The 21,755-nt window shown below is 44.6% G+C and carries 18 protein-coding genes; 17 read left to right on the top strand and 1 reads right to left on the bottom strand.

From position 1 onward, the window contains the following. Positions 1-21: 21 nt before the first annotated feature. The 11 genes from atpG to JOC37_RS00410 all read left to right on the top strand — a co-directional run bounded on the left by atpG (position 22) and on the right by JOC37_RS00410 (position 13,114). On the top strand, positions 22-894 hold the full coding sequence (gene atpG / locus JOC37_RS00460; RefSeq protein ID WP_204614879.1) for an ATP synthase F1 subunit gamma: 873 nt from the start codon (positions 22-24) through the stop codon (positions 892-894). A gap of 45 nt (positions 895-939) precedes the next feature. Beyond that, the gene (atpD, locus tag JOC37_RS00455) at positions 940-2,358 is read left to right on the top strand and encodes a F0F1 ATP synthase subunit beta (RefSeq protein ID WP_204614878.1); all 1,419 of its coding nucleotides are present in this window, start codon (positions 940-942) and stop codon (positions 2,356-2,358) included. Position 2,359: 1 nt separating this feature from the next. Then, entirely contained in the window at positions 2,360-2,761 is a 402-nt protein-coding gene (locus JOC37_RS00450; protein ID WP_204614877.1) for a F0F1 ATP synthase subunit epsilon, read from the top strand. A 143-nt stretch (positions 2,762-2,904) separates the two neighbouring features. After that, positions 2,905-4,167: a UDP-N-acetylglucosamine 1-carboxyvinyltransferase gene (gene murA, locus JOC37_RS00445; RefSeq protein ID WP_204614876.1), complete on the top strand. Its 1,263-nt coding sequence runs from the start codon at positions 2,905-2,907 to the stop codon at positions 4,165-4,167. 71 nt (positions 4,168-4,238) lie between these two features. Beyond that, entirely contained in the window at positions 4,239-5,216 is a 978-nt protein-coding gene (spoIID, locus tag JOC37_RS00440) for a stage II sporulation protein D (RefSeq protein ID WP_204614875.1), read from the top strand. A gap of 82 nt (positions 5,217-5,298) precedes the next feature. Further along, a complete protein-coding gene (locus JOC37_RS00435; protein WP_204614874.1) occupies positions 5,299-5,988 on the top strand; it encodes a M23 family metallopeptidase in 690 nt (229 codons plus the stop codon). Positions 5,989-6,101: 113 nt separating this feature from the next. Next, the gene (gene spoIIID / locus JOC37_RS00430; RefSeq protein ID WP_204614873.1) at positions 6,102-6,353 is read left to right on the top strand and encodes a sporulation transcriptional regulator SpoIIID; all 252 of its coding nucleotides are present in this window, start codon (positions 6,102-6,104) and stop codon (positions 6,351-6,353) included. 144 nt (positions 6,354-6,497) lie between these two features. Beyond that, positions 6,498-7,535, top strand: a complete 1,038-nt coding sequence (mreB, locus tag JOC37_RS00425; RefSeq protein WP_204614872.1) for a rod shape-determining protein — start codon at positions 6,498-6,500, stop codon at positions 7,533-7,535. A gap of 157 nt (positions 7,536-7,692) precedes the next feature. Continuing rightward, complete coding sequence (locus JOC37_RS00420; RefSeq protein ID WP_204614871.1) at positions 7,693-8,949, top strand: stalk domain-containing protein; 1,257 nt, start codon at positions 7,693-7,695, stop codon at positions 8,947-8,949. Positions 8,950-9,682: 733 nt separating this feature from the next. Further along, entirely contained in the window at positions 9,683-11,467 is a 1,785-nt protein-coding gene (locus tag JOC37_RS00415; protein WP_204614870.1) for a stalk domain-containing protein, read from the top strand. 105 nt (positions 11,468-11,572) lie between these two features. After that, on the top strand, positions 11,573-13,114 hold the full coding sequence (locus tag JOC37_RS00410; protein ID WP_204614869.1) for a stalk domain-containing protein: 1,542 nt from the start codon (positions 11,573-11,575) through the stop codon (positions 13,112-13,114). Positions 13,115-13,178: 64 nt separating this feature from the next. On the opposite strand, the gene JOC37_RS00405 is transcribed toward JOC37_RS00410, so the two are convergent. Next, positions 13,179-13,793, bottom strand: coding sequence for a hypothetical protein (locus JOC37_RS00405; protein WP_204614868.1), 615 nt, complete (start codon positions 13,791-13,793; stop codon positions 13,179-13,181). Positions 13,794-14,056: 263 nt separating this feature from the next. On the opposite strand from JOC37_RS00405, the gene JOC37_RS00400 reads away from it, so the two are divergent. Genes JOC37_RS00400 through JOC37_RS00375 form a run of 6 tightly spaced genes read left to right on the top strand, consistent with a single transcriptional unit; the run spans position 14,057 to position 21,755 of the window. Continuing rightward, positions 14,057-16,129 carry an O-antigen ligase family protein gene (locus JOC37_RS00400; protein ID WP_204614867.1) on the top strand — a complete coding sequence of 691 codons (2,073 nt, stop codon included), beginning with the start codon at positions 14,057-14,059 and terminating at the stop codon, positions 16,127-16,129. Positions 16,130-16,146: 17 nt separating this feature from the next. Further along, positions 16,147-17,121: a UDP-glucose 4-epimerase GalE gene (gene galE / locus JOC37_RS00395; protein WP_204614866.1), complete on the top strand. Its 975-nt coding sequence runs from the start codon at positions 16,147-16,149 to the stop codon at positions 17,119-17,121. Positions 17,122-17,148: 27 nt separating this feature from the next. Next, entirely contained in the window at positions 17,149-18,489 is a 1,341-nt protein-coding gene (locus JOC37_RS00390; RefSeq protein ID WP_204614865.1) for a sugar transferase, read from the top strand. A 25-nt stretch (positions 18,490-18,514) separates the two neighbouring features. Beyond that, the gene (locus JOC37_RS00385; RefSeq protein ID WP_204614864.1) at positions 18,515-19,681 is read left to right on the top strand and encodes a glycosyltransferase family 4 protein; all 1,167 of its coding nucleotides are present in this window, start codon (positions 18,515-18,517) and stop codon (positions 19,679-19,681) included. A 6-nt stretch (positions 19,682-19,687) separates the two neighbouring features. Beyond that, positions 19,688-20,488, top strand: a complete 801-nt coding sequence (locus tag JOC37_RS00380; RefSeq protein ID WP_204614863.1) for an ABC transporter permease — start codon at positions 19,688-19,690, stop codon at positions 20,486-20,488. After that, positions 20,478-21,755: an ABC transporter ATP-binding protein gene (locus JOC37_RS00375; RefSeq protein WP_238480671.1), complete on the top strand. Its 1,278-nt coding sequence runs from the start codon at positions 20,478-20,480 to the stop codon at positions 21,753-21,755. Before JOC37_RS00380 ends, JOC37_RS00375 begins: the two co-directional genes overlap by 11 nt.

Raw genomic sequence — 21,755 nt, 5'->3', positions numbered from 1 at the left:
AGAGTAAGGTGGTGAAAAGTATTGGCTAGTGCGCGCGATATTAGGCGCCGGATTAAGAGTGTTAAAAGCACCCAGCAGATTACCAAGGCTATGAAAATGGTAGCTGCGGCAAAAATGCGCCGTGCCCAGGAAGCAGTTACTGCTGCCCGGCCATACGCCACCAAACTGACTGATGTGCTTGGACGAGTTAGTGCAGCAGCCGGCGGTTCTGTCAGTCACCCGCTGCTGGAAGTGCGAGAACCTCAAAAGACCGCCTACATCATTATCACTGCCGACAGAGGCCTGTGTGGTGGTTTCAACGCGAACGTTATCCGGCGTGCGGCAAAAGAGCTGCAGCAGTATGAAAACCCTGCCCTGATTACCATCGGCCGTAAGGGCCGCGACTTTTTCAAAAGGCGTGGGGCAGAAATAGCGGCAGAGTTTATCAATTTGGGCGAAAACATCACCTTCGGCAAAGCCAAGGAAATTGCCCGGTTTGTAATAGATAAGTACACCGCCGGTGAGTACGATCAGGTTTATTTGATTTTCAGTGAGTTTGTGAATACCTTAACCCAGCGCCCCACAACGGTTAAGCTTCTGCCCATAGAAGCACCGGCAGAGGAAAAAAAGGAGGGTGCGGAAGACAAAAAGGCCCAGGTTTCATACATGTATGAACCCAACGCCGAGTCAGTTCTGGGCGAGCTGCTGCCCAAATATGTGGAGGTCAGCATCTTCCGGGCCCTGCTGGAGGCCAAGGCCGGTGAGCACGGTGCCCGCATGACCGCTATGGACTCCGCAACCAACAACGCTAAGGAAATGATTCATAAACTGACATTGTCATTGAACCGTGCCCGTCAGGCTGCCATCACAAAGGAAATTTCCGAAATTGTTGGCGGCGCCGCGGCGCTGGAGTAATAATTGGCAGTAATATCTCGACACGCAAGGAGGTCGGAGAACTACATGAACGTTGGCAAGGTAATTCAGGTTACCGGTGTGGTTGTAGACGTTGAGTTCCCGCCGGGCCAGGTACCTGATATATACAACGCGCTAAAAATACGTTCCGAAGACCAGGACCGTGACTACGGTGAGTGGGACCTGACATTGGAAGCAGCCATGCACCTGGGCAACAACAGGGTGCGCTGCATCGCCATGTCCGGTACCGATGGTCTCGTTCGGGGCATGAAAGTAGTGGATACCGGTGAGCCCATTGCCGTACCGGTGGGTAAACCGGTATTGGGCCGGATGCTGGACGTGCTGGGCAAGCCCATTGACGGTAGGGGCGAAGTTAAATCCGATGAAAAAAGACCCATTCACAGCCCGGCTCCCAAGCTGGTAGATCAGTCTACCCAGACAGAAATTTTAGAAACCGGTATTAAGGTAATTGACTTGATGATTCCCTTCCTTAAGGGTGGTAAAATTGGTTTGTTCGGCGGTGCCGGTGTAGGTAAAACGGTTATCGTTATGGAGTTCATTAACAACATTGCTAAACAGCACGGTGGTATCTCCGCCTTTGCCGGTGTTGGTGAACGTACCCGTGAGGGTAACGACCTGTATCACGAAATGAAAGAATCCGGCGTTTTGGATAAATGCATGCTGGTGTTCGGCCAGATGAACGAGCCGCCGGGAGCCCGTCTGCGCGTGGCGCTCACCGGTCTGACGCTGTGTGAGTACTTCCGTGATGAGGGAGCCGACGTGCTGCTCTTCATCGACAACATTTTCCGTTTCACCCAGGCCGGTTCCGAGGTTTCCGCTCTGCTGGGCCGGATGCCCTCCGCGGTTGGTTACCAGCCCACGCTGGCCACAGAAATGGGTCAGCTGCAGGAGCGTATTACCTCTACCAAGAAAGGGTCTATTACTTCCGTGCAGGCCATTTACGTGCCCGCGGACGACCTGACGGACCCCGCTCCGGCCAGCGCCTTTGCTCACTTGGACGCCACCGTTGTATTGTCCCGTCAAATTGCCGAGCTGGGTATTTACCCCGCCGTTGACCCGCTGGACAGTACATCCCGGATTCTGGATCCCAACGTGGTGGGTAAGGAACACTACGAGTGCGCCCGCGGGGTGCAAAAAGTGCTGCAGCGCTATAAAGACCTGCAGGACATCATCGCCATCCTGGGTATGGACGAACTGTCTGAAGAAGATAAGTTAATCGTTGCCCGGGCCCGTAAACTGCAGCGCTTCCTGTCCCAGCCCTTCCACGTGGCCGAGGCCTTCACCGGTACACCCGGTGTGTACGTATCATTGAAGGATACCATCCGCGGCTTTAACGAAATTCTGGAGGGCAAGCACGACGACCTGCCTGAGGAATCCTTCTACATGGTAGGTACCATTGAAGAAGCGGTAGAGAAAGGTAAGAGAATCTTAGAGGGAAGTGCATAATATGGCCAAAACTCAGCGCCTGGATATTGTCACCCCTGAAAGAGTGGTGTGCAGTGAAGAAGTTGAATTCGTTGTTGCCCCAGGGGTTGAAGGTGAATTGGGCTTCCTTCCCGAGCACGCCCCGCTGGTAAGCGCCCTTAAAACCGGTGTTTTAAGGGTACAGCAGGATGGAAAAACCTACAAAGTGGCCATCAGCGGCGGCTTTGTGGAAGTTAAAAACAGCCGTGTGATAGTTCTGGCAGACACAGCTGAGCGAGAAGATCAAATTGACGTGGAACGGGCAGAGGCTGCCAAAAAGCGGGCCGAAGAACGCCTGGCCAAGGGCGGCGAAGGCATAGATCAGGCCCGGGCGGAAGCGGCCCTGCAGCGTGCCATAGCCAGGCTGAAAGCGGCTGGCAGATAATAAAAGTTAAACGGAAACATAAAAGGTCAGGGAAAATATACCCTGGCCTTTTTTGCTTTAAAGCGTTAATTTTCCTTTTGGTATTACACCGGCAGATAACGGCAATACTAACTACAAAACCCGTGTGAACAGAAAGGTATCCTATGGAAAAACTACTGGTAAGAGGCGGCAATCCGTTAAAAGGAACAATAAAGGTTTCCGGGGCTAAAAACGCCGTATTACCGATTATCGCGGCCACGCTGCTCACCGCGGAACAGTGCCGTGTGTGCGACATTCCCAAACTGACGGACGTGTATACCATTGCTGCGGTGCTGCAGAACCTGGGGGCGGCGGTGGAAATAGATAACGATGAACTGCGGGTCAGCGCGGCGGAGATCAAATCGTCAGAAGCCCCGTACGAGTACGTGCGGCGCATGAGAGCGTCGTTTTTGGTAATGGGACCGCTGCTGGCCCGCACCGGGAAGGCGAGAATATCCCTGCCCGGGGGCTGTGCCATCGGTACCAGGCCCATCGACCTGCACCTGAAGGGCTTCCATGCCCTGGGGGCGGAAATAAGATACGGCCGGGGCTGCATAGAGGCGGAAGCGAAAAAACTAATCGGCAGCCGCGTGTATTTAGACTTTCCCAGCGTGGGGGCCACCGAGAACATCATGATGGCCGCAGCGCTGGCCCAGGGGGTTACCACCATAGAGAACTCCGCCGAAGAGCCGGAAATCGTCGACCTGGCCAACTTTTTAAATTCCATGGGAGCCGGAATAAAAGGGGCCGGAACCAAGGTAATTCGTATAGAAGGAAGGGAAAAACTGCACGGCACCGCCCACGGGGTAATACCGGACCGCATAGAAGCGGGCACCTACATGGTGGCGGCAGCCATCACCGGCGGCGATGTGCTGGTGAACAACGTAATTGCAGACCACCTTAAGCCGGTGGTGGCCAAACTGCAGGAGGCGGGGGTGGAAGTAACGGAGGAAGAAAGCGGCATCAGAGTGCGCTCCAACGGGCGGTTAAAAGGGGTAGATATAAAAACGATGCCCTACCCGGGTTTTCCCACCGACATGCAGGCCCAAATGATGGCCCTGATGACGGTGGCCCGGGGCACCAGCGTAATAACGGAAACGGTGTTTGAAAACCGCTTTATGCACGTGAGCGAGCTGAAGCGTATGGGGGCGAAAATAAAAACCGAAGGACACACCGCCATCGTATACGGCACGGAAAAACTGACGGGGGCCCGGGTAAAGGCCAGCGACCTGAGGGCGGGGGCGGCCCTGATAATAGCCGGCCTGGCGGCGGAAGGAGAAACGGAAGTGGGAAACATCAACCACATAGACAGGGGCTATTACAGGATTGAAGAAAAATTAAAATCCATCGGGGCAGACATAACGAGAATAAATGCTGGGGACCGGTAATATTACCGGTGATTCCCGCATATACATGTACTTACGGGCATATCTAAAAAAATCCGTGGGAGATGATGTATATGCGCAGAAAAATCCCTCTCTTCATCCTGGGGTTGATCCTTGTAACGGTGGCGCTGGCGGGTTTGGCCCACCGCCTGCCCTGGCTGAACACCGGCGGTGATGTGCAGATAAACCGCCGGCAGGTGCGCCTTTACCACCATGCCAGCGGGAAAATAGAACCCCTTCCCCTGGAAGAATACCTGGTGGGTGTGGTGGCGGCGGAAATGCCCGCCTCTTTCCCCATGGAGGCCCTGAAGGCCCAGGCGGTGGCGGCCCGTACCTACACAGCGCAGAGGCTGGTGCCCGGCGGTATAGCAAACCGGACCATTCCCGGGGCGGACGTCAGCGACGATCACCGCCAGGGGCAGGCCTGGATATCAAAACAAGAAATGAAAAAGCGCTGGGGCATACAATACCCCCATTACTACCTGAAGATTAAGTGGGCGGTAAAAAGCACCCAAAACAAGGTGCTCACGTACAACAACCAGCTGGCCAACGCCGTTTACCACGCATCCTGCGGCGGTGGGGCCACCGAAAATTCCGGCGAGGTATGGCAGGTGAGCCTGCCCTACCTGAAAAGCGTACCCTGCCCGTACTGCGCCGATCCCCGTCCGGTGCGCAGTGTAACCTACCCGCTGGACAAAGTATCTGCCCGGCTGCAGGTGGACCTGAAAGCAGTGCCTGTTTCAGCCGGCGGAAAAAAAGAAATAATAAAGGTAACCCAAACCACCACCACCGGCAGGCCGAAGACGCTGCAGGTAGGTGGCAGGGAAATGAAAGCCACCGCCCTGAGAGATCTGCTGAATCTAAGATCAACCCTGTTTACCTATAAAATAGAAGGAAATAAAATAACCTTTACCACCAGGGGCTACGGGCACGGGGTGGGCATGTGCCAGTACGGGGCCAAAGGGATGGCGGAACACCAAAAAACCTATCAGCAGATACTGGCCCACTACTACCCGGGAACGGAGCTTAAAGAGCTGAAGATAGAAAAATAACCCCTGCCGGACCCGGCGGAGGTATAAAAAAACCGGTCTAAGGCCACACTATCAGTAAAGTAAGGAGCAAGAGGTGAAAAAGATGTGGCCTTTCAACAACAGCCTGAAAGAAAAGTTAAAAAACCAGGACGGCATACAAAAATACCGCCGGTGGCTGAAAAAATGGTTTCTTAAAAGCACCGGGCTGTGCGCTGCGGGGGCGGCCCTGCTGCTGGCGGGGGCCCTTTTGGCCGCCCGCTTTATGATGCCGGCGGCGGAAGAAGCGCTGGAAATAAATCAAACCGGACCGGCGGCGGAAGTACAGGCAGAACGGCCCGAAGCAGACGAACTAAAAGATCAACCGGTAGAAGAAAAACAGCAGCCCCGGCGGGAACCGGGGGCGGATTTAAGCCGGCTGACCATGCCGGTAAGCGGCAGGGTGCTGCTTAAATACAACCAGCCGTACTACAGCGAGATCTACGACGACTACCGTTTCAGCAGCGGCCTGCAGCTGCAGGCTGCCCCGGGAGAAGCGGTTAAAGCGGCGCTGGCCGGGAAAGTGGCGGCGGTTGAAGCCGGTGAGTACACCGGTTTTAAAGTGACCGTGGACCACGGCCGGGGCTGCCGGACAGCATACAGCGGCCTGGGCACCGTGCGGGTATCCGTCAACCAGCAGGTTGAGCGGGGAGAAATTCTGGGCACCTGCAGCAGCGCGGGACAGCCGGTGGTACAGTTCACCCTCACTAAGGACGGCTGCCCCGTTGATCCGGCGGAATACACCCGCTGCCGTTAATGCAATTATTACCAACCTGTCCAAAACAATCAATATAGGTATTAAATCCCCCCGCCCGCATATATATGAACTAATTAATCCTAACATGTCACAGTTGTCCGGGGGGTAGGTTGATGCAGGATTATATACAAAAGCGGGTACTGGAAATATGTGCTTACATCCTGGAAACCGGGGCCACCGTGCGGCAGGCCGCCCGGGTATTTCAGGTGAGCAAAAGCACCGTGCACAAAGATATGACCGAGCGTTTACCTTCTTTAAATAAACAACTGGCCAGGGAAGTAAAAAAAATACTGGAATTAAATAAATCCGAGCGGCACATCCGCGGCGGAGAAGCCACCAGGAAAAAATACAAAAATATGTATTAATCTAATTTTATATACTAAATATAGAGGAATTCTTCCCCAAAAGTAGAAATGTCAATAAGATTCAATAAAATACATGCCTTACCGGCATATTTGTTATAAAGAAATGGACAAACCCGAAAAAGAACTGGGGAGGAAACGCAACAAATGTTTGGATTTCTGGGATTTTCAACCGATATAGGTATAGACCTGGGCACGGCCAGTGTCCTGGTATATGTTAAAGGTAAGGGGATTGTTCTGCAGGAGCCCTCTGTGGTGGCTATAAATAAAGATACCGGGAAAATCATCGCGGTGGGGTCGGAGGCCCGCCGCATGCTCGGCCGCACCCCCGGCAACATCGTGGCTATCCGCCCCTTGAGAGATGGCGTTATTGCCGATTACGACGTTACGGAAAAAATGCTGCGCTATTTTATCAACAGGGTAAAGGCTAAAAAGTGGTTTTTAAAACCGCGGGTAATGGTGTGCATTCCCTCCGGCGTAACCGGGGTGGAGGAACGGGCGGTGCGCCAGGCGGCGCTGCAGGCCGGTGCCAGACAGGCCCACCTGATAGAGGAACCCCTGGCCGCCGCCCTGGGTGCCGGCATAGATATATCCGAAGCCAGCGGTTCTATGGTGGTGGATATCGGCGGCGGCACCACCGACGTGGCGGTGCTTTCCCTGGGCGGCATTGTATGCAGCCGTTCCTTAAGGGTGGGCGGCGATAAATTTGACGAGGCCATAGTCCGCTATATCAGAAGAGAATTTAACATGATGATTGGTGAAAGAACCGGCGAAGAAATAAAAATAGAAGTGGGCAGCGCCCTGGTGGACAGCGAGCGCAGCACCCAAATCCGCGGCCGCGACCTGGTAACCGGGCTGCCCAAAGCCATCACGGTATCCACCAGCCAGGTATACGAAGCGATAACGGAACCGCTGGAAGCGGTGGTGGGGGCGGTAAAAGAAGTGCTGGAGCACACCCCGCCGGAACTGGCGGCAGACATTGTAAACAAGGGCATAGTAATGACCGGCGGCGGCGCGCTGCTGCACAACTTCGACCGCTTGATCAGCGAGGAAACCGGCCTGCCGGTGTACGTGGCCGAAGATCCCATCAGCTGTGTGGCCCAGGGCACCGGAAAAGCGCTGGCCATGATGAACGTGCTGCCCAATCCGAAAAGCAAAAAACTGTTTAAAAAAGTAATGGGGTAAACGGTAAAAATGGGGAAGAACGTGAGAAATGTTCTTCCCTAAATTTGTAAAAAGGCGGTTAGGAGAGCGAAAAAGTAAGAGCTTATTTTTTACCAGCATAAAGCCATCGGCTTTAAAAGCAAAACATTATTTATGAATAATTTCAGGGGGGATTACTTTGAAAAAAAAGACGGTTGTATTAATTACCGCTTTGCTGGCATGTGTTCTTTTTGTTATACCTGCTTATGCAGGTTCCGGTACTCCTAAACTGCTGGTGGATGATGTGGAATTGAATTTTATTAATCCACCCCAGATTTCAAAGGGTACCTTTATGGTTCCCTTGGCAGAAACAGTGAATAAGCTTGGCGGAGAAGCAGCTGCGTCAAAACACTGCCGCACCATAACTGCAAAAGTGCAGCTTAATGACCTGTACGAAACGGTAAATACAATTAAGGTAACGGCGGGTTCTAAAACTGCTTACTTAAACGGTAAGCCTGTAACACTGCCGGAACCGGCAGTAAAAATATGCGGTGTCAGAAAGGACATATTAGTACCGGTTAAACTGGTGTGCCGGGCCTTTAACTATGATGTAAAGATAAACCATACAACCGGGCGGGCTGAGGTGCTTACCGGTGTGGCCGTTAAACCGGAAGATAAGTATGCCTGGGTTCATTTTATTGATGTGGGCAGAGGTGAAGCCGCGTATATCCAGCTGCCCGGTAATAAGGATATTTTAATTGATACCGGCGATAGAGAACATGGTGATAAAGTAGTGGAGTATTTAAAACAGCATAATGTTGATGATATTGATTTGCTCGTAATCACCCACACCGATGCCGGGGCCATGGGTGGTGTGCCGGCGGTATTAAAGGCTTTTCCGGTGAAAAATATTGTAGACAGCGGCTATGATGACCATTCTGATGCTTACAGGGAATATGAATATTTAGTCCAAATGACAGGTGCTTTAAGGCAGACCCACGCCAGCCAAACCTTTAAATTTGACAAAGGAACGGTGCAAATTTTAACCCAACCCAGGTTTTACAATGATGCCAAAGCTAATTCAGTGGCGGCTTACTTTAAGTTCGGGAAAGTTAAAGTATTATTTACCGGCGGTATGTTAAAAGCTCAGGAGAAAAATCTTGTCGGGGGCATTAAAGCTGATGTCCTTAAAGTGGCCAACGGCGGATCCGATAAATCTACGTCAAAAGAATTGCTGGAAAAAGTTAACCCACAAGCAGCAGTTATTAGTGTAAGCACTGGCGATCAAGAAAATGAGCCTGCAGAAGAAGTGCTAAAACGTCTGCAGCAAAGGAATATTTTAGTTTATAAAACGCTTAACCAGCATATAATTTTGAAAACTGATGGCAGCAGATACATTATAAATCAAGTGCCTGCACCGAAATCAAAAAAAGGGACCAGTATGGTAGAAAAGTAAAGTGGAACTTATTTAAAAAATACCCCGTCTATAACTATGCAGGCCCAAAATTAGAATAGGGTATAAAAAATTTTTAAAAAGGCGGAACATAAAAGTAAAGTATTACGTCAAACTTATTGTGATGATAAGAATTCAGCTAAAAAACAGCTGGAAAAGCAATAAAATATGGAACTTATTAATAAGAACTGCGTCTATAACAATAAGTTGATAGATAAAAAACGTGTAAATCGAAGAGGTTTTTTGAGATTATTGTAGAATAATATAGATCTTGTAAGCCCGCTTACTGGAACGTTATTCAATAAGCTGACTAACAAATGGGCTGATATTAAACTTTTTTGAAAGGGGGAATGCCTGCGAGGTTTAGGATTAGCAATCCAAGCCTAACAGATTCCTAGTTTCAAAAGAAAAACATATTATACTAAAGGAGGAAGCAAAGTTGAAAAGCAAGTTTTCTATTTTTATGATGGTCATGGCTTTAGTATTTGCTATGGCTGTTCCGGCCTTTGCTTACACCAAGGGTCATGTAAGTTCTGTACCAGCTGTTGATGATGATGGGGTACAACCGCTGGGAACTTTAACTATTCAAGAAGATGAAGATTTTGTAAGTGACTTAAATACCAAAACTTTTAAAATCACTCTTACCAAAGGTGCAGAGTGGGATGAAGATCAAACTGTTGTAACTTTTGCATACGGTACACCTGCTCCAGATGACATTCGTTTCTCAAAGGATACTTTGTATCTGAAATTCCCCGCTGTTCAAGATGATGCTGTTGACAAAGTTAGCATTAAGATATATGCTGACCTCGATGATTTTGAAGGCGGCGACATTGAAGCAGTTGTTGACGGTATGGATTCCGGTGTAACCAGCGGTACTTATGTTGTTGGTCGTACCTCCAGCGACGATGCTGAAGTAACCGTTGTTGATACCGAAACCATCGGCCAAAACAACAATGAAGTATGCGGTGTTATTCGCATCACTGAAAGTTCCTTGAACTCTTTGGGTGATGACGAAACAATCGAACTGAAGCTGCCTAAGGACTTTGAATGGGGCAGTGGTATGGACAACAGCAAAATAGAGCTGTTTGGTGGATTCGAAGGCAAAACAGCTACTATAACCAAGAAAGATGGCCGCGACCTTACAATTGAGTTAACTGGTCTTGGCACATCCCGTACCGAGCGCGGTATCGTTGAAATCACCCCGGTTGTTGACGTAGACAAGGATGCTGACTACGGTGAAGTAGAAATCAGCGTAGAAGGTGACGACTTCGATCAGGTAGACGTTGTTGTTGCTGAGTATGCTGACTGGGATGTAACTTTAGAAGTAATTGATGATGTTCCCACAGTTATTGCCGGTCACAATGAAGAAGAACTGGCTACCTTTGTAATTGATGAAAACATGGCTGAAAGCTTAATTGACGGCCGCACCATTGACCTGGAACTGCCCGAAGGGGTTAAAATTCACAGCATTGACATCGACAAGAAAGATGGTAATGCTGATCTGACTGGCGGCAGAGATAGTGACGACTATAATGAAGCCAGCTGGACAGTAAATAATGATGGCAAGAATGCTACTGAGTGGGAAATTACCCTGGAAGTATCTATTGCTGCTGACTTCACCGGTGACATCGTAGCTGAGATCAGCGGTTCCGCTGGTGCAGAAGGTGAACTGGTACTTGGTAAGGCTGTTGCACCGGTAACCGTTGAAGCTGAAGCAGTAGACACCACTTTAGGTACTCAAACTCAAGAGCTGGGCGACATTGTAATTACCGAAGTTGAAGATGAAGCTATCTTTGATGGCAAAAACATCATTGTTGAGCTGCCGGACGGCGTTGAGTGGGACGGCACTCCGGATGTTGAGGTAATCGAAGGTAACCTCGAACTGGATGACAACGACATTGATACTGATGACGAGATCCTGATCATTCCTGTAGACAGTCAAAGCAGCAAGCCTTCTGCAATTAAGATTTCTGACATTAAAGTAACCATCGACCGCACCGTACCTTATGGTCCGATCAAGGCAAAAGTTAAAGGTGAAGCTTTTGCTGAAAACTACGATGAAGATGCAGAAGAAGACAGTGAAAACTTTGATGAAACTAAAGTAGCTGAAGTTGTAGTAGCCAACCTGGTAACTCCTGTTGAGAACAAAGAAGGCGGCTTTGCTGAGTTCACCATCGGTTCACCTGTATACCTGGCTGATGGCAGCTACAAGGTAGCAGATGCTGCTCCTTACGTAAAAGAAGGCCGCACCTATGTACCTATTCGTTACTTAGCTAATGCTCTGGGTGCAGAAGTTGACTACGCTAACAAGGTTGTAACTCTGACCAAAGGAGATACCACCGTTGAGCTGACCATTGGTTCCAACCAGCTGGTTGTTAACGGTCAGGTTTCCACCATGGATATAGCTCCTGAAATCAACAACGGCCGCACCATGCTGCCTGCACGCTTCGTAGCTGAAGCTTTCGGAGCAAAAGTTGGTTTCGTTCCTGCAGAAAAGAAAGTTGTTATCTCCATGGAGTAGATAATAACTAAGCAAGCAGTTAAGCAATAACTAAAGAGAGCCTAGGCTTCTATCGCGGCCTAGGCTCTCGGTGTTTACTTTTACCTTGAATGAGGTGCAGATATCATGAAAAAGCGTAATTTAATCACGTGTACGGTTTTTATACTGCTGCTGTTTGCATTTACAGCGGTGGCAGCGGCAGTGGAAGATGTTAAGACCCTAAGCATTGATCAAGCCGTAGAGAGGGCGTTTCATTATAATAACAAACTTAAAAAAATTAAAGATGACATTGACACCAAAGAAAGGTATCGTGATGATGCAGCCCAGCTGTTAAGATATACTCCCGTTGACCGCAGTTTTGAGCCCGGTGAAACAAACCTTTTCCGATATTACTACGGCTCGGACTTTGAATATCGAAAGGCCAAAAAAGAACTGGAAAATGAAAAAAAGAAACTGGTAATTGACGTTTATAAGGCCTACTATGATGTGCTGGCTAAACAGCTTGACGTGCGGGAAAAAGAAGCTGCGCTGAACAAAGCCGATATTGAACTGAAGCAGGTAAGTGCCAAAGTTAATGTTGGGATGGCCAATAATCTTGATTTATTAGAAGCTAAAACAAAGGTGGAAGGGGCTAAAGCTGATCTTAAAAAAAGCCAACAGGAATTAGACAGTGCATATGCCGAGCTGAACGTTCTTGTTGGTTATAATGTAGATGAAAGACCAAAGCTGACAGACAGTACTCACTACGCTAAAGTTGATGTAAGTAATATTGATAGTTTGATAGGTTTGGCGCTGAGCAGCTCGTTTGAAATATGGACGGCAGAAGAAGCAGCCGAGTTGGCAAAGACAACTAAACTGTTTGCCAAGTATTATGATGAGGGAGAACGGGAACAGCGTGCTGCTGAAATGACGGTTGATGATACTAAAGACACCCTGCGTAAAACGGTCAGGGAGTTGTGTTTGGGCATAGAAGCAATGGATAAAGGCCATCAACAAATTATGAATGCTATAGAACAGGCCAACGAGGCTGTTCGAATTGCTGAAGCAAGCTATAAGGTTGGTACAATTACCCTGGATAAAGTATTGGAAGCCAAGATTGCATTAGCCAGACTGCAGGCTCAAAAAACTGAGTTAGAGGCTAACTATCAAGTGGCAGTTATGACGCTGGACAGACTCACTGACAGCAGTTTACTGGAAAGTGCGCTGGACGATAATGAAACTAAATCTATCAGTAAAAAAGATAAAAAAACAGAACCGGCAGTCCAAACAGGCCAAAAGCCTAAGGAAAAATTAAAGGTTCTTTTTACAGTGGGAAAAAAACAGTACCAGTGTAATGATCAGCGTGTAGATATAGATGCTGCACCTTACGTAAAAGATAATCGTACTTACGTTCCGGTAAGGTACTTGGCCCATGCCCTGGGCATAGCGGATGACAATATCAGTTATAACGGTGGTAAGGTATCATTAAAAAAAGATGATACAGAATTAGAATTAACAATTGGAAAGCCGCAAATAACCGTTAATGGAGAGGTAAAAGAAATAGATGTGATGCCGGAAATCCATTCCGGGCGTACAATGCTGCCGGCGCGTTTTGTAGCAGAAAGCTTTGGCTGCAGTGTAATGTGGAACGGAAGTAACAGCACAATGGAAATAACTAATGTTAGTTAGATAATTAATAAAATAGAGGAGCGGGTTAAATTATCAACCGCTCCTCCTGCTTTATACAATAGTCTTAGCTATTAAGAATATTCTTTACAGCCTTTTCAACCTTAGCTTCCAGTTCTGCATATTTCTTTACCATGTATTTATCGTAAGCGCTTTTAAGCTGTTCGTCAGAGAGCTTTCTTAACTTATTTTCATTGTCGTCTTTGTGAATTACACCTTTAGTAGCTGTGTACAAAAAGTTATTTACTGCAGAATGCAATTCTTTACTGTGTATAAGCCCCAATTTGTAGTTTTCGTCATTCTGAGCAGCGTCGGATAACCGGTGCGTTTCATAATAATGCATATAACTATCATACATGGGCTTAAACTGTTCATAAAGGTTTTCCAGTTCACGGTTTAACTGCTGTCTGGTAATTTTACCATTTTCCCAGCTCTTATAAGCTTTATTGATTTTAAAAACTACCGGCTTAATATCCCTTAACCAGACATGTTCATGCTTCGCCTGTTCTACCAGATCTGTTTCATATACCACCTGATCATTTTCGTTTTTGTTTACCTGTTCTGTTTTTTCCACAGGTTTGTCAGCATCTTTTTTAGATTCATCCGATTTGCCACAAGCTGAAACTGCGAAGAGCAGAAGTGTTATTGCTGCTAGTACTATTAATTTTTTAAAGATATGCAATGCTATTCCTCCCCTGTTATTTATTTTAATTGTACTCTAACTAACTTCAATTACCTGACCTAAACTTATTCGACAATAAATTACCGACTCCTTTATGAAATTATAAGGATTTCTGTCAAATATAACTAAGGTTAAAATTATAGTTATTACAACTAACTTAGAATTCAGCAGGTAAAACGGTATTTTTTACAAAGAGCAGGACACTTGTGGTTTTTGTAGAAATATACATATTATTTAATAACAATTATAAGGAGTACTATTTTATGGGTCACATTAAAGCAAATTCATATTATAAGGCTGTTAGTTTTCTATATGTATTTATAGTTTATGCGTTAAGTACACTGCATCAAGGGTTATTCTTTATTGAAGATCAGGTGATTTTTGCCCTTCTTATATCGCCTGTACTGGTAGGTATTGTTATTTACAGTATGTATAAAAAAAGCTTTTGCATTCCCGAGCCCGCATGGGGTATATTTATAGTTATTACAGCTTATATGTTAGCTTCAATTAATGCGGTGAATATGAATTATGCAGTTCGTGATATAGTTTTGTGGTGTTTGTACCTGCTGATATTTACAGCGCTTAGTCAGTTGGTTGAAGACAAAAAAACACGTACATATTTAGCGGCTGGCATTTACTTGTCGGGAGTCACAGCAGCTGTTATATCCCTTTTGTCGGCCCTGCATTTAGTAGATGTTAATCATGCATTTATGGGGAACCGGTTGTATGGAGTTTTTCAGTATGCTAATGCTACAGCTTGCTACCTTATAGCCCCATTTATGTTAGGACTTCACCTGCTGTTTTCTGCCAGCAGTATTAAAAGGGCTAATCTGTATCTGCTGGCGGCAGGTAATGCTGTGATAATTACAGCCTTAGGAGCTACTCGCTCAAATGGCGGAATAATAATTTTGACTGCTGTACTTGCGTTATGGTTTGTGCTGGTAGGAGGCAGAGAACGAAACCGTTTTGTCCAATTGGGCCTTTTTTATCTAGTAGGCGGTTTATTTGCCGGTTTTTATTTTAGTTACTTTGTTTCCATTGGTAAATTGTATTTAGCTGGCATTATTCTTTTAACAGCAGTGCTTTTATTTGTTCTGCTTTCCTTAGTAATGCTGAGGAATCGCGGCAGGCTGTTGATAGGCTTAGAAATTAGAAAATGTTTATATATTATCATGAGTGTATTTTTTGTGTTCATTGCAGTTATAACACTTATGCTTAGTGGAGTTGGTGGAATTGAAAGTTATTTAGTCAGCCAGAATAATGGTATATTGCAGCTTCGGTTTCACAATTTGCTTTCTAGATTATATTTTTTCCGGGACGCTTTAACTATGATTTCCCAGCGCCCGTTGCTTGGCTGGGGTGGTGGAGGATGGATTGAGGCTTATCATGCATTTCAAAGCTTCGGTTATATCTCACGCCAAACCCACAGCTTTTTTATACAAATTTGGCTTGAATCAGGCATAATTGGACTGATAGGAATAGCTGCGTTTATACTGATGTTATTTAAAAGTTGGTTTCACCGGCTTCAAGAAAAAAATAATGAAGAACAGCAGCTGATACTGGCTGCCGGCCTTGGGGCACTGGCTGTTTTAATGCACAGTACTTTAGATTTTAATATGTCATGTGCATCTGTAGCTGTCCAAATGCTCATGCTGGCTGCTGCTGCAGGGGCTCCTTTCCGGAACAAAAAGTCGGCTTTTGTCAATAAAGGGTTTGGAACAGCAGTTATCGCACTAACGCTGCTGGTGTTTGTTTCAGCATTTATGTCTTATACCAGTATAATAGAAGCTAGAAAAGCTAAACAAAGCACCAATTACCATGAATTTGTATACCATGCTCAAAAAGCAGTAAAATATAACCCGTTTGATGATACTTATTATAATATGTTAGCTGAAGGACATATGCTGGTTGGCAGCATTGAAAAAGCGAAAAGTGAAGCACAAAAAGCAGTTGAAAAGGGCGAATATAGTATTGGCAATAGAATTCTTATGGTGAATTTAGCAATGAAAGAAAAGAATCACCATAGGGCAGTGCTGGAAATGAAAAAGGCTGTAAAACTGCAGCCGCTGAATATAGAAGTATATGAAATTTATGCAGAGGTGCTGCTTGAAGCTGCTGAAATATCTGCTGGTCAGGGTGACACTAAAAAGAGCATAGAATATTTAAATGAGCTGAAAAAAGTACCTTCCATGGTACTTGCCCAAGCAAAAAGTATTACCCCAGTAGAGTTAAAGCTTTGGAAAATTTATAACCAAATGCCGATATTGGATGTTAGCGGCAGACTAAAAGAAACTGTAAAAAAAGGTGAACAGATGAAGAAAACGTTAAACATATAAAACATGGGGGGTAACACATGACGAAGAAAATACTGGTGGCAGGGGGAGCTGGCTATATAGGTTCTCATACTTGTAAAGTTTTAGCTGAAGCCGGTTATGAACCTGTGGTTTATGATAACTTGGTATACGGTCATAGAGAATTTGTTAAATGGGGGCCTTTTGAAGAAGGAGACTTGTTAGATCGGGAGAGGTTAAACGAAGTATTTAAAAAATATTGTATTGATTCAGTTATGCATTTTGCTGCGTTCAGCTGCGTAGGTGAGTCAGTGGAAAACCCTATAAAATACTACCGCAATAATGTAACTGGTACAATTAATCTTTTGGAAGCAGCTGTTAACCATGGGGTGTTAAAAGTAGTATTTTCGTCAACTTGTTCCACATATGGAAATCCTGTCAGCATTCCAATTGATGAGCAGCATCCCCAGGTTCCGATAAATCCTTATGGAATGAGTAAATTAATGGTTGAAAAGATATTAGATGACTTTGACAGTGCTTACAAGCTGAAAAGTGTTAAGTTAAGATATTTTAATGCTGCAGGTGCAGATCCTTCTGCTGAGATTGGGGAAAAGCATAATCCTGAAACCCATCTCATTCCAGTGGTTTTGGATGCAGCAGCAGGGCGTAGACCTTATATAACCATTTTTGGAACTGATTATGATACAAAAGATGGTACCTGCATAAGGGATTTTATTCACGTCAATGATCTGGCGGATGCACATTTATTGGCATTGCAGTACTTAGAAAACGGTGGAGATTCTGAGGCCTTTAATTTGGGAAATGGACAGGGATACTCTGTAAAAGAGGTAATTTATACTGTTCAAAAAGTAACTGGTCAAAAAATAAAAATCGTAGAAGGAGCAAGAAGGCCGGGCGACCCACCAGTGCTGGTGGGATCTTCCCAAAAAATCCAGCGCATGTTAAAATGGGCACCCCAGTATAATGATTTGGAGATAATTATAGAGGATGCTTGGCGCTGGCATAAAAAAATTTAAGCAAAAATGTGCTCTAGGTGTTGAAAAATGGGAAAAAATTTGACACAAGCAGTAAGAGAGTTATTAAAATGTTTAACTGTAGGTGTAATTGATCTTCTGTTAATAAACACAGCCACTGTATTGATTTTTGCACTGAGGTTTTCAGGCAGTATCCCCCATTATAATTTCCAAGCATATATTAATATGCTTCCTTGGGCATTAATGATTGCAGTTTTTCTTCTATATGTGTATGGTTTGCTGCCTGCAAAATTTAATATCCGCTGGCAGGATATGGTTGTATCAATTGCAATTACGATACTGCTTTATAATATATTTTTTATGGCTTTATCATACTTCAGCAGGCAGTTTGCATTTCCACGTACTGTACTGCTGATGCAGGTTATACCTCAATTATTATTGTTGTTATTATGGCGCAGTTTGCTGTGGAAATATCAAAATAAACACAGCAGTCCTCTAAAAATTTTTATAATAGCTAAATCAGATGAAGCTGAATTGATAAAATCAAGGATACCTTTTAAGCAGTACAATTGGACTGTAGCAGGTGAGCATCATGCTGCAGACAGTAAAATAAACTTGGACGAAATATTATCGGACGAAAAATTAGATATACTGCTGCTCGGGAGATCATTATCCCCGGGGATGCGGAAGCAGCTGCTTATACAAGCATTGACTAAAGGTCTTAAGGTTTATGTAATCCCTGACATGTATGACATGGCGCTAAAATTATCGTTAGTTAATCAAGTAGAGGACATGAAATTGATGGAGGTTAATCCGGAAAACATTACCCTGCGCAGTCAAGTTCTAAAACGGGCTATAGACATAACGATTTCTACAGCTGCTCTGCCGCTAATAGCAATAATTAGTATTGTAGTATCAGCCTGTATATACCTGGAAACGGGCCGTCCAATATTATATAAACAAGAAAGAGTTACAGCTGGTGGTAAAATATTTTCTCTATACAAATTTAGAACTATGTATAATAATGCGGAAAAAGAAACGGGGCCGGTTCAAGCTAGAGACGGGGATCCCAGGATTACAAAGGTTGGCAGGGTTTTAAGGGCCCTTAGGCTGGATGAGCTGCCCCAAATAATTAATGTTCTTAAAGGAGATATGAGTTTGGTGGGACCCAGGCCTGAAAGGCCGTACTTTATAAAACAGTTTGAAAAAAACGTGCCTGGTTATAGTTTGCGTCATAAACTTAAAGCTGGCATTACGGGCCTTGCCCAAGTTAATGGACGTTATAGTACAAGCCCTGAAGATAAATTAATTATGGATTTAGAGTATGGTTTAAACCATTCTATTTGGCTGGATTTAAAACTAATGCTGCAGACCATTAAAGTAGTATTTATTAAAAAAAGTTCTACATAAGGAGCTTTGGGGGGTACTAAGCAAATTGAAAAAAACAAAATACCCCAAGATTAAAGTGCTTCAGTTGATTACTCTTTCGGAAACAGGCGGCGCGCAGAACGTAGTACTAGATATTATACGGGCCCTTGACAATAATATGTTTGAAATACACTTGGCCTGCCGTCCGGGAGGTCAATTAATAAATAAATTGAATACTGAGTTTCCCGAAGTAAAGATACACAGTATTAGAGGCCTTAACCGTCCGATTAATCCGCTTCAAGATATGCTCGCATTTTATAGACTGTTCAAATTGTTCCGTAGGGAGAAATACAGAATTGTTCACTGCCACAGCTCAAAAGCTGGAGTGTTGGGTCGAGCGGCAGCTTTTTTGGCAGGCGTTCCCACAGTATTTTTTACCGTGCATGGGTGGAGTTTTTACTCGGCCTCAAACTTTTTGATTAGATATTTTTATGAAATCTTAGAAAGGATATTAGCGGCAATAACAGATAAGCTTATATTTGTAAGCGTGAATGATTATATAGTAGGAAAAAACAAAAAAATTTTTCATGATAATATTAAAGGTGTTGTGATACACAACGGTGTAGACACTAAAAAATTCAAGTGCTGCTCTCAAGAAAGAGCGTCCGAAGTAGTGGAAATTATAACTGTCGGCAGGTTGTCGGTTCAAAAAGACCCCTTATCGTGGTTGGATATTGTTGAAGAGACGCTGTCGGCAGTTAATACCCCGGTACGCTTTACCTGGGTAGGTGATGGACCTTTAAGAAAAGAGATAGAAAAAGAAATTGAAAAACGGGGTTTAATTAAGCATATTCGGCTGTTGGGCTGCCGAAAGGACATTCCTGACCTTCTATCAAAAGCGGATATATTTCTACTTACATCTAAGTGGGAAGGTTTTCCGTTAGTGCTTTTGGAAGCTATGGCAGGTGGTCTTCCTGTAGTATCTTATAACGTTGGTGGTATATCTGAATGCATCCTGGATGGAGTAAACGGGTATTTGCATGATCAAGGTGACGCTAAAAGAATGGTTCATTCTTTAAGCAGGTTAATTAATAACATCGAACTCCGGCACAGGCTTGGAAATAAGGGGAGAGAACTGGCAGTTACGAAATTTGATATTAGTCATTTTAAATTGTCGTATAAACAGCTGTATTATGATAGTATAAGCAGTGCAGACTTCCTAGCAGTGAGGTAGCATCAGATGAAGTTTTATTATATTCCGCTGGAAATATGGAAACAAAAAGACTTAATAATACAATTTACACTTAGGGATTTACATATTCGTTATAAAGGTTCTTATTTGGGGGTGCTTTGGTCTTTATTGACACCCTTATTTATGCTTGCAATTTATTCTTTTGTTTTTACACAGGTATTTAAGGCCAAATGGGCTTTTGCTGGGTCAGATCAGCCCAGTTTTTCACTGCTCATATTTACAGGAATGATTGTTTTTCAGATATTTTCTGAACCAGTAAACAGGGCATCTACAATTATTACCAGCCAGCCCAATTTAATAAAAAAAGTTGTTTTCCCGGCAGAAGTACTTCCTATCAGTATAGTTATGTCTGGATTAATAAATTCATGTTTTGCTTTTATTGTGCTGCTTGCTGCTGCTTTGGTGATGGGGCACCTATCCTTAACAGTCATCTACCTTCCATTAGTACTGCTTCCTATTATTTTATTAACTGCAGGAACTGCTTTGGTGATTGCAGTACTGGGTGTGTATATAAGGGATATGAGTAATTTTATAAGCATTTTAATCAATGCTGTATACTTCATGTCGCCGGTATTTTATCCTGTCAGTGCGGTGCCTAAAAAATTTCAAACTATAATGTATATTAATCCACTCACCAGTGTCATTGAAAACAGCAGGAATGTTATTTTAAATGCTCAACCACCAGTGTGGACAGGGTATGTATTACACCTTTTTATTTCACTTGTGATCTTTATTATTGGGTACAAGTTTTTCTGCAGCAGTAAGGAGATGTTTGCTGATGCCATCTGACCCGGCCATTATTGTTAATAATGTCAGCAAGACGTATTATATATACGAAAATCCAATTACACACTTTTTTAAGAAAAATAAAAAGAAAAGTTTTAACGCTCTAAACAATGTATCGCTGGTTATTGAGAAGGGGAAAACAGTGGGAATAATTGGCCGCAATGGTTCAGGAAAGTCAACTTTACTGCAGATAGTTGCCGGCATCCTTCAACCGACAAGCGGTACAGTTGAAGTTAAAGGGAAAGTTGCCGCCCTGCTGGAACTGGGGGCAGGTTTCAATTTAGAGTTCACAGGTAAGGAAAATGTTTATTTAAATGCTGCTGTGTTGGGTATCAGCAGAAAAGAAATTGAAAAGAAATATCATGATATTGTAAACTTTGCTGATATTGGCGATTTTATTAATTACCCTGTTAAAACGTATTCTTCCGGGATGCTGGTAAGGTTAGCCTTTGCTGTAGCCATAAATATGGAACCGGAGATTTTAATTATTGATGAAGCCTTAAGTGTTGGCGATGCTGCATTTCAGCACAAGTGCTTCAGCAAGCTGAAGAGTTTGCAGAATAAAGGTACTACCATTCTTTTTGTAAGTCATGATACTGATGCCGTTAAAAGTTTTTGCCAGGAAGCAGTATTTCTAGAAAAAGGAACTGTGGTATATAAAGGAGATCCAGAAACTGCTGTCAACAAGTATTACCAGTCCATTCACCTGGAACAGAATGTTAAAAAAGAAAAAGAAATTAAAAAGCGGCTGGAAATAGTAAATACTGCAGACTTAAAATGTAATTTTGAAACCGGAGATCGCCATGGCAGCGGAGAAGCTCAGTTTGTTACTATAGATTTCATAGATAAAAAAGGAAACATTGTTGACAGCATTGAATTTGGTGACAAAATTACCGTTCGGTTGGGCATTTTATTTCATCGAACTGTTCCGCATACTAATATTGGAATATTGTGGCGCGACAGTTCTGGGGTTGATGTTTTAGGAAACGACTCCCTTAATTTAAACAACCCTATACCGCCACAGGAGCCGGGATCGTTTATTTACGTAGATTTTACTGTAGAAAATTTTTTTCTTAAACCCGGCAGTTATGCTTTAACTGCGGCCATTGGGGAAATAAAACCTGACGGAACATGGAATACATCATATTATGATTGGGTAAACAATGCCAAAATACTGCATGTTGGGGTGAAAAAAAATACCAGGGTATGGACAAAGGTACTGCTGCCCATGGAAATAAATGTGTATGAAAAAAGCCGTAAGAAGGTGTAG

This window comes from Desulforadius tongensis (assembly GCF_016907915.1).
Lineage (GTDB): Bacteria > Bacillota > Desulfotomaculia > Desulfotomaculales > Desulfohalotomaculaceae > Desulforadius > Desulforadius tongensis.
Note: the sequence above shows the minus strand (reverse complement) of the source record. Positions and strands in the feature narration are given on the sequence as shown.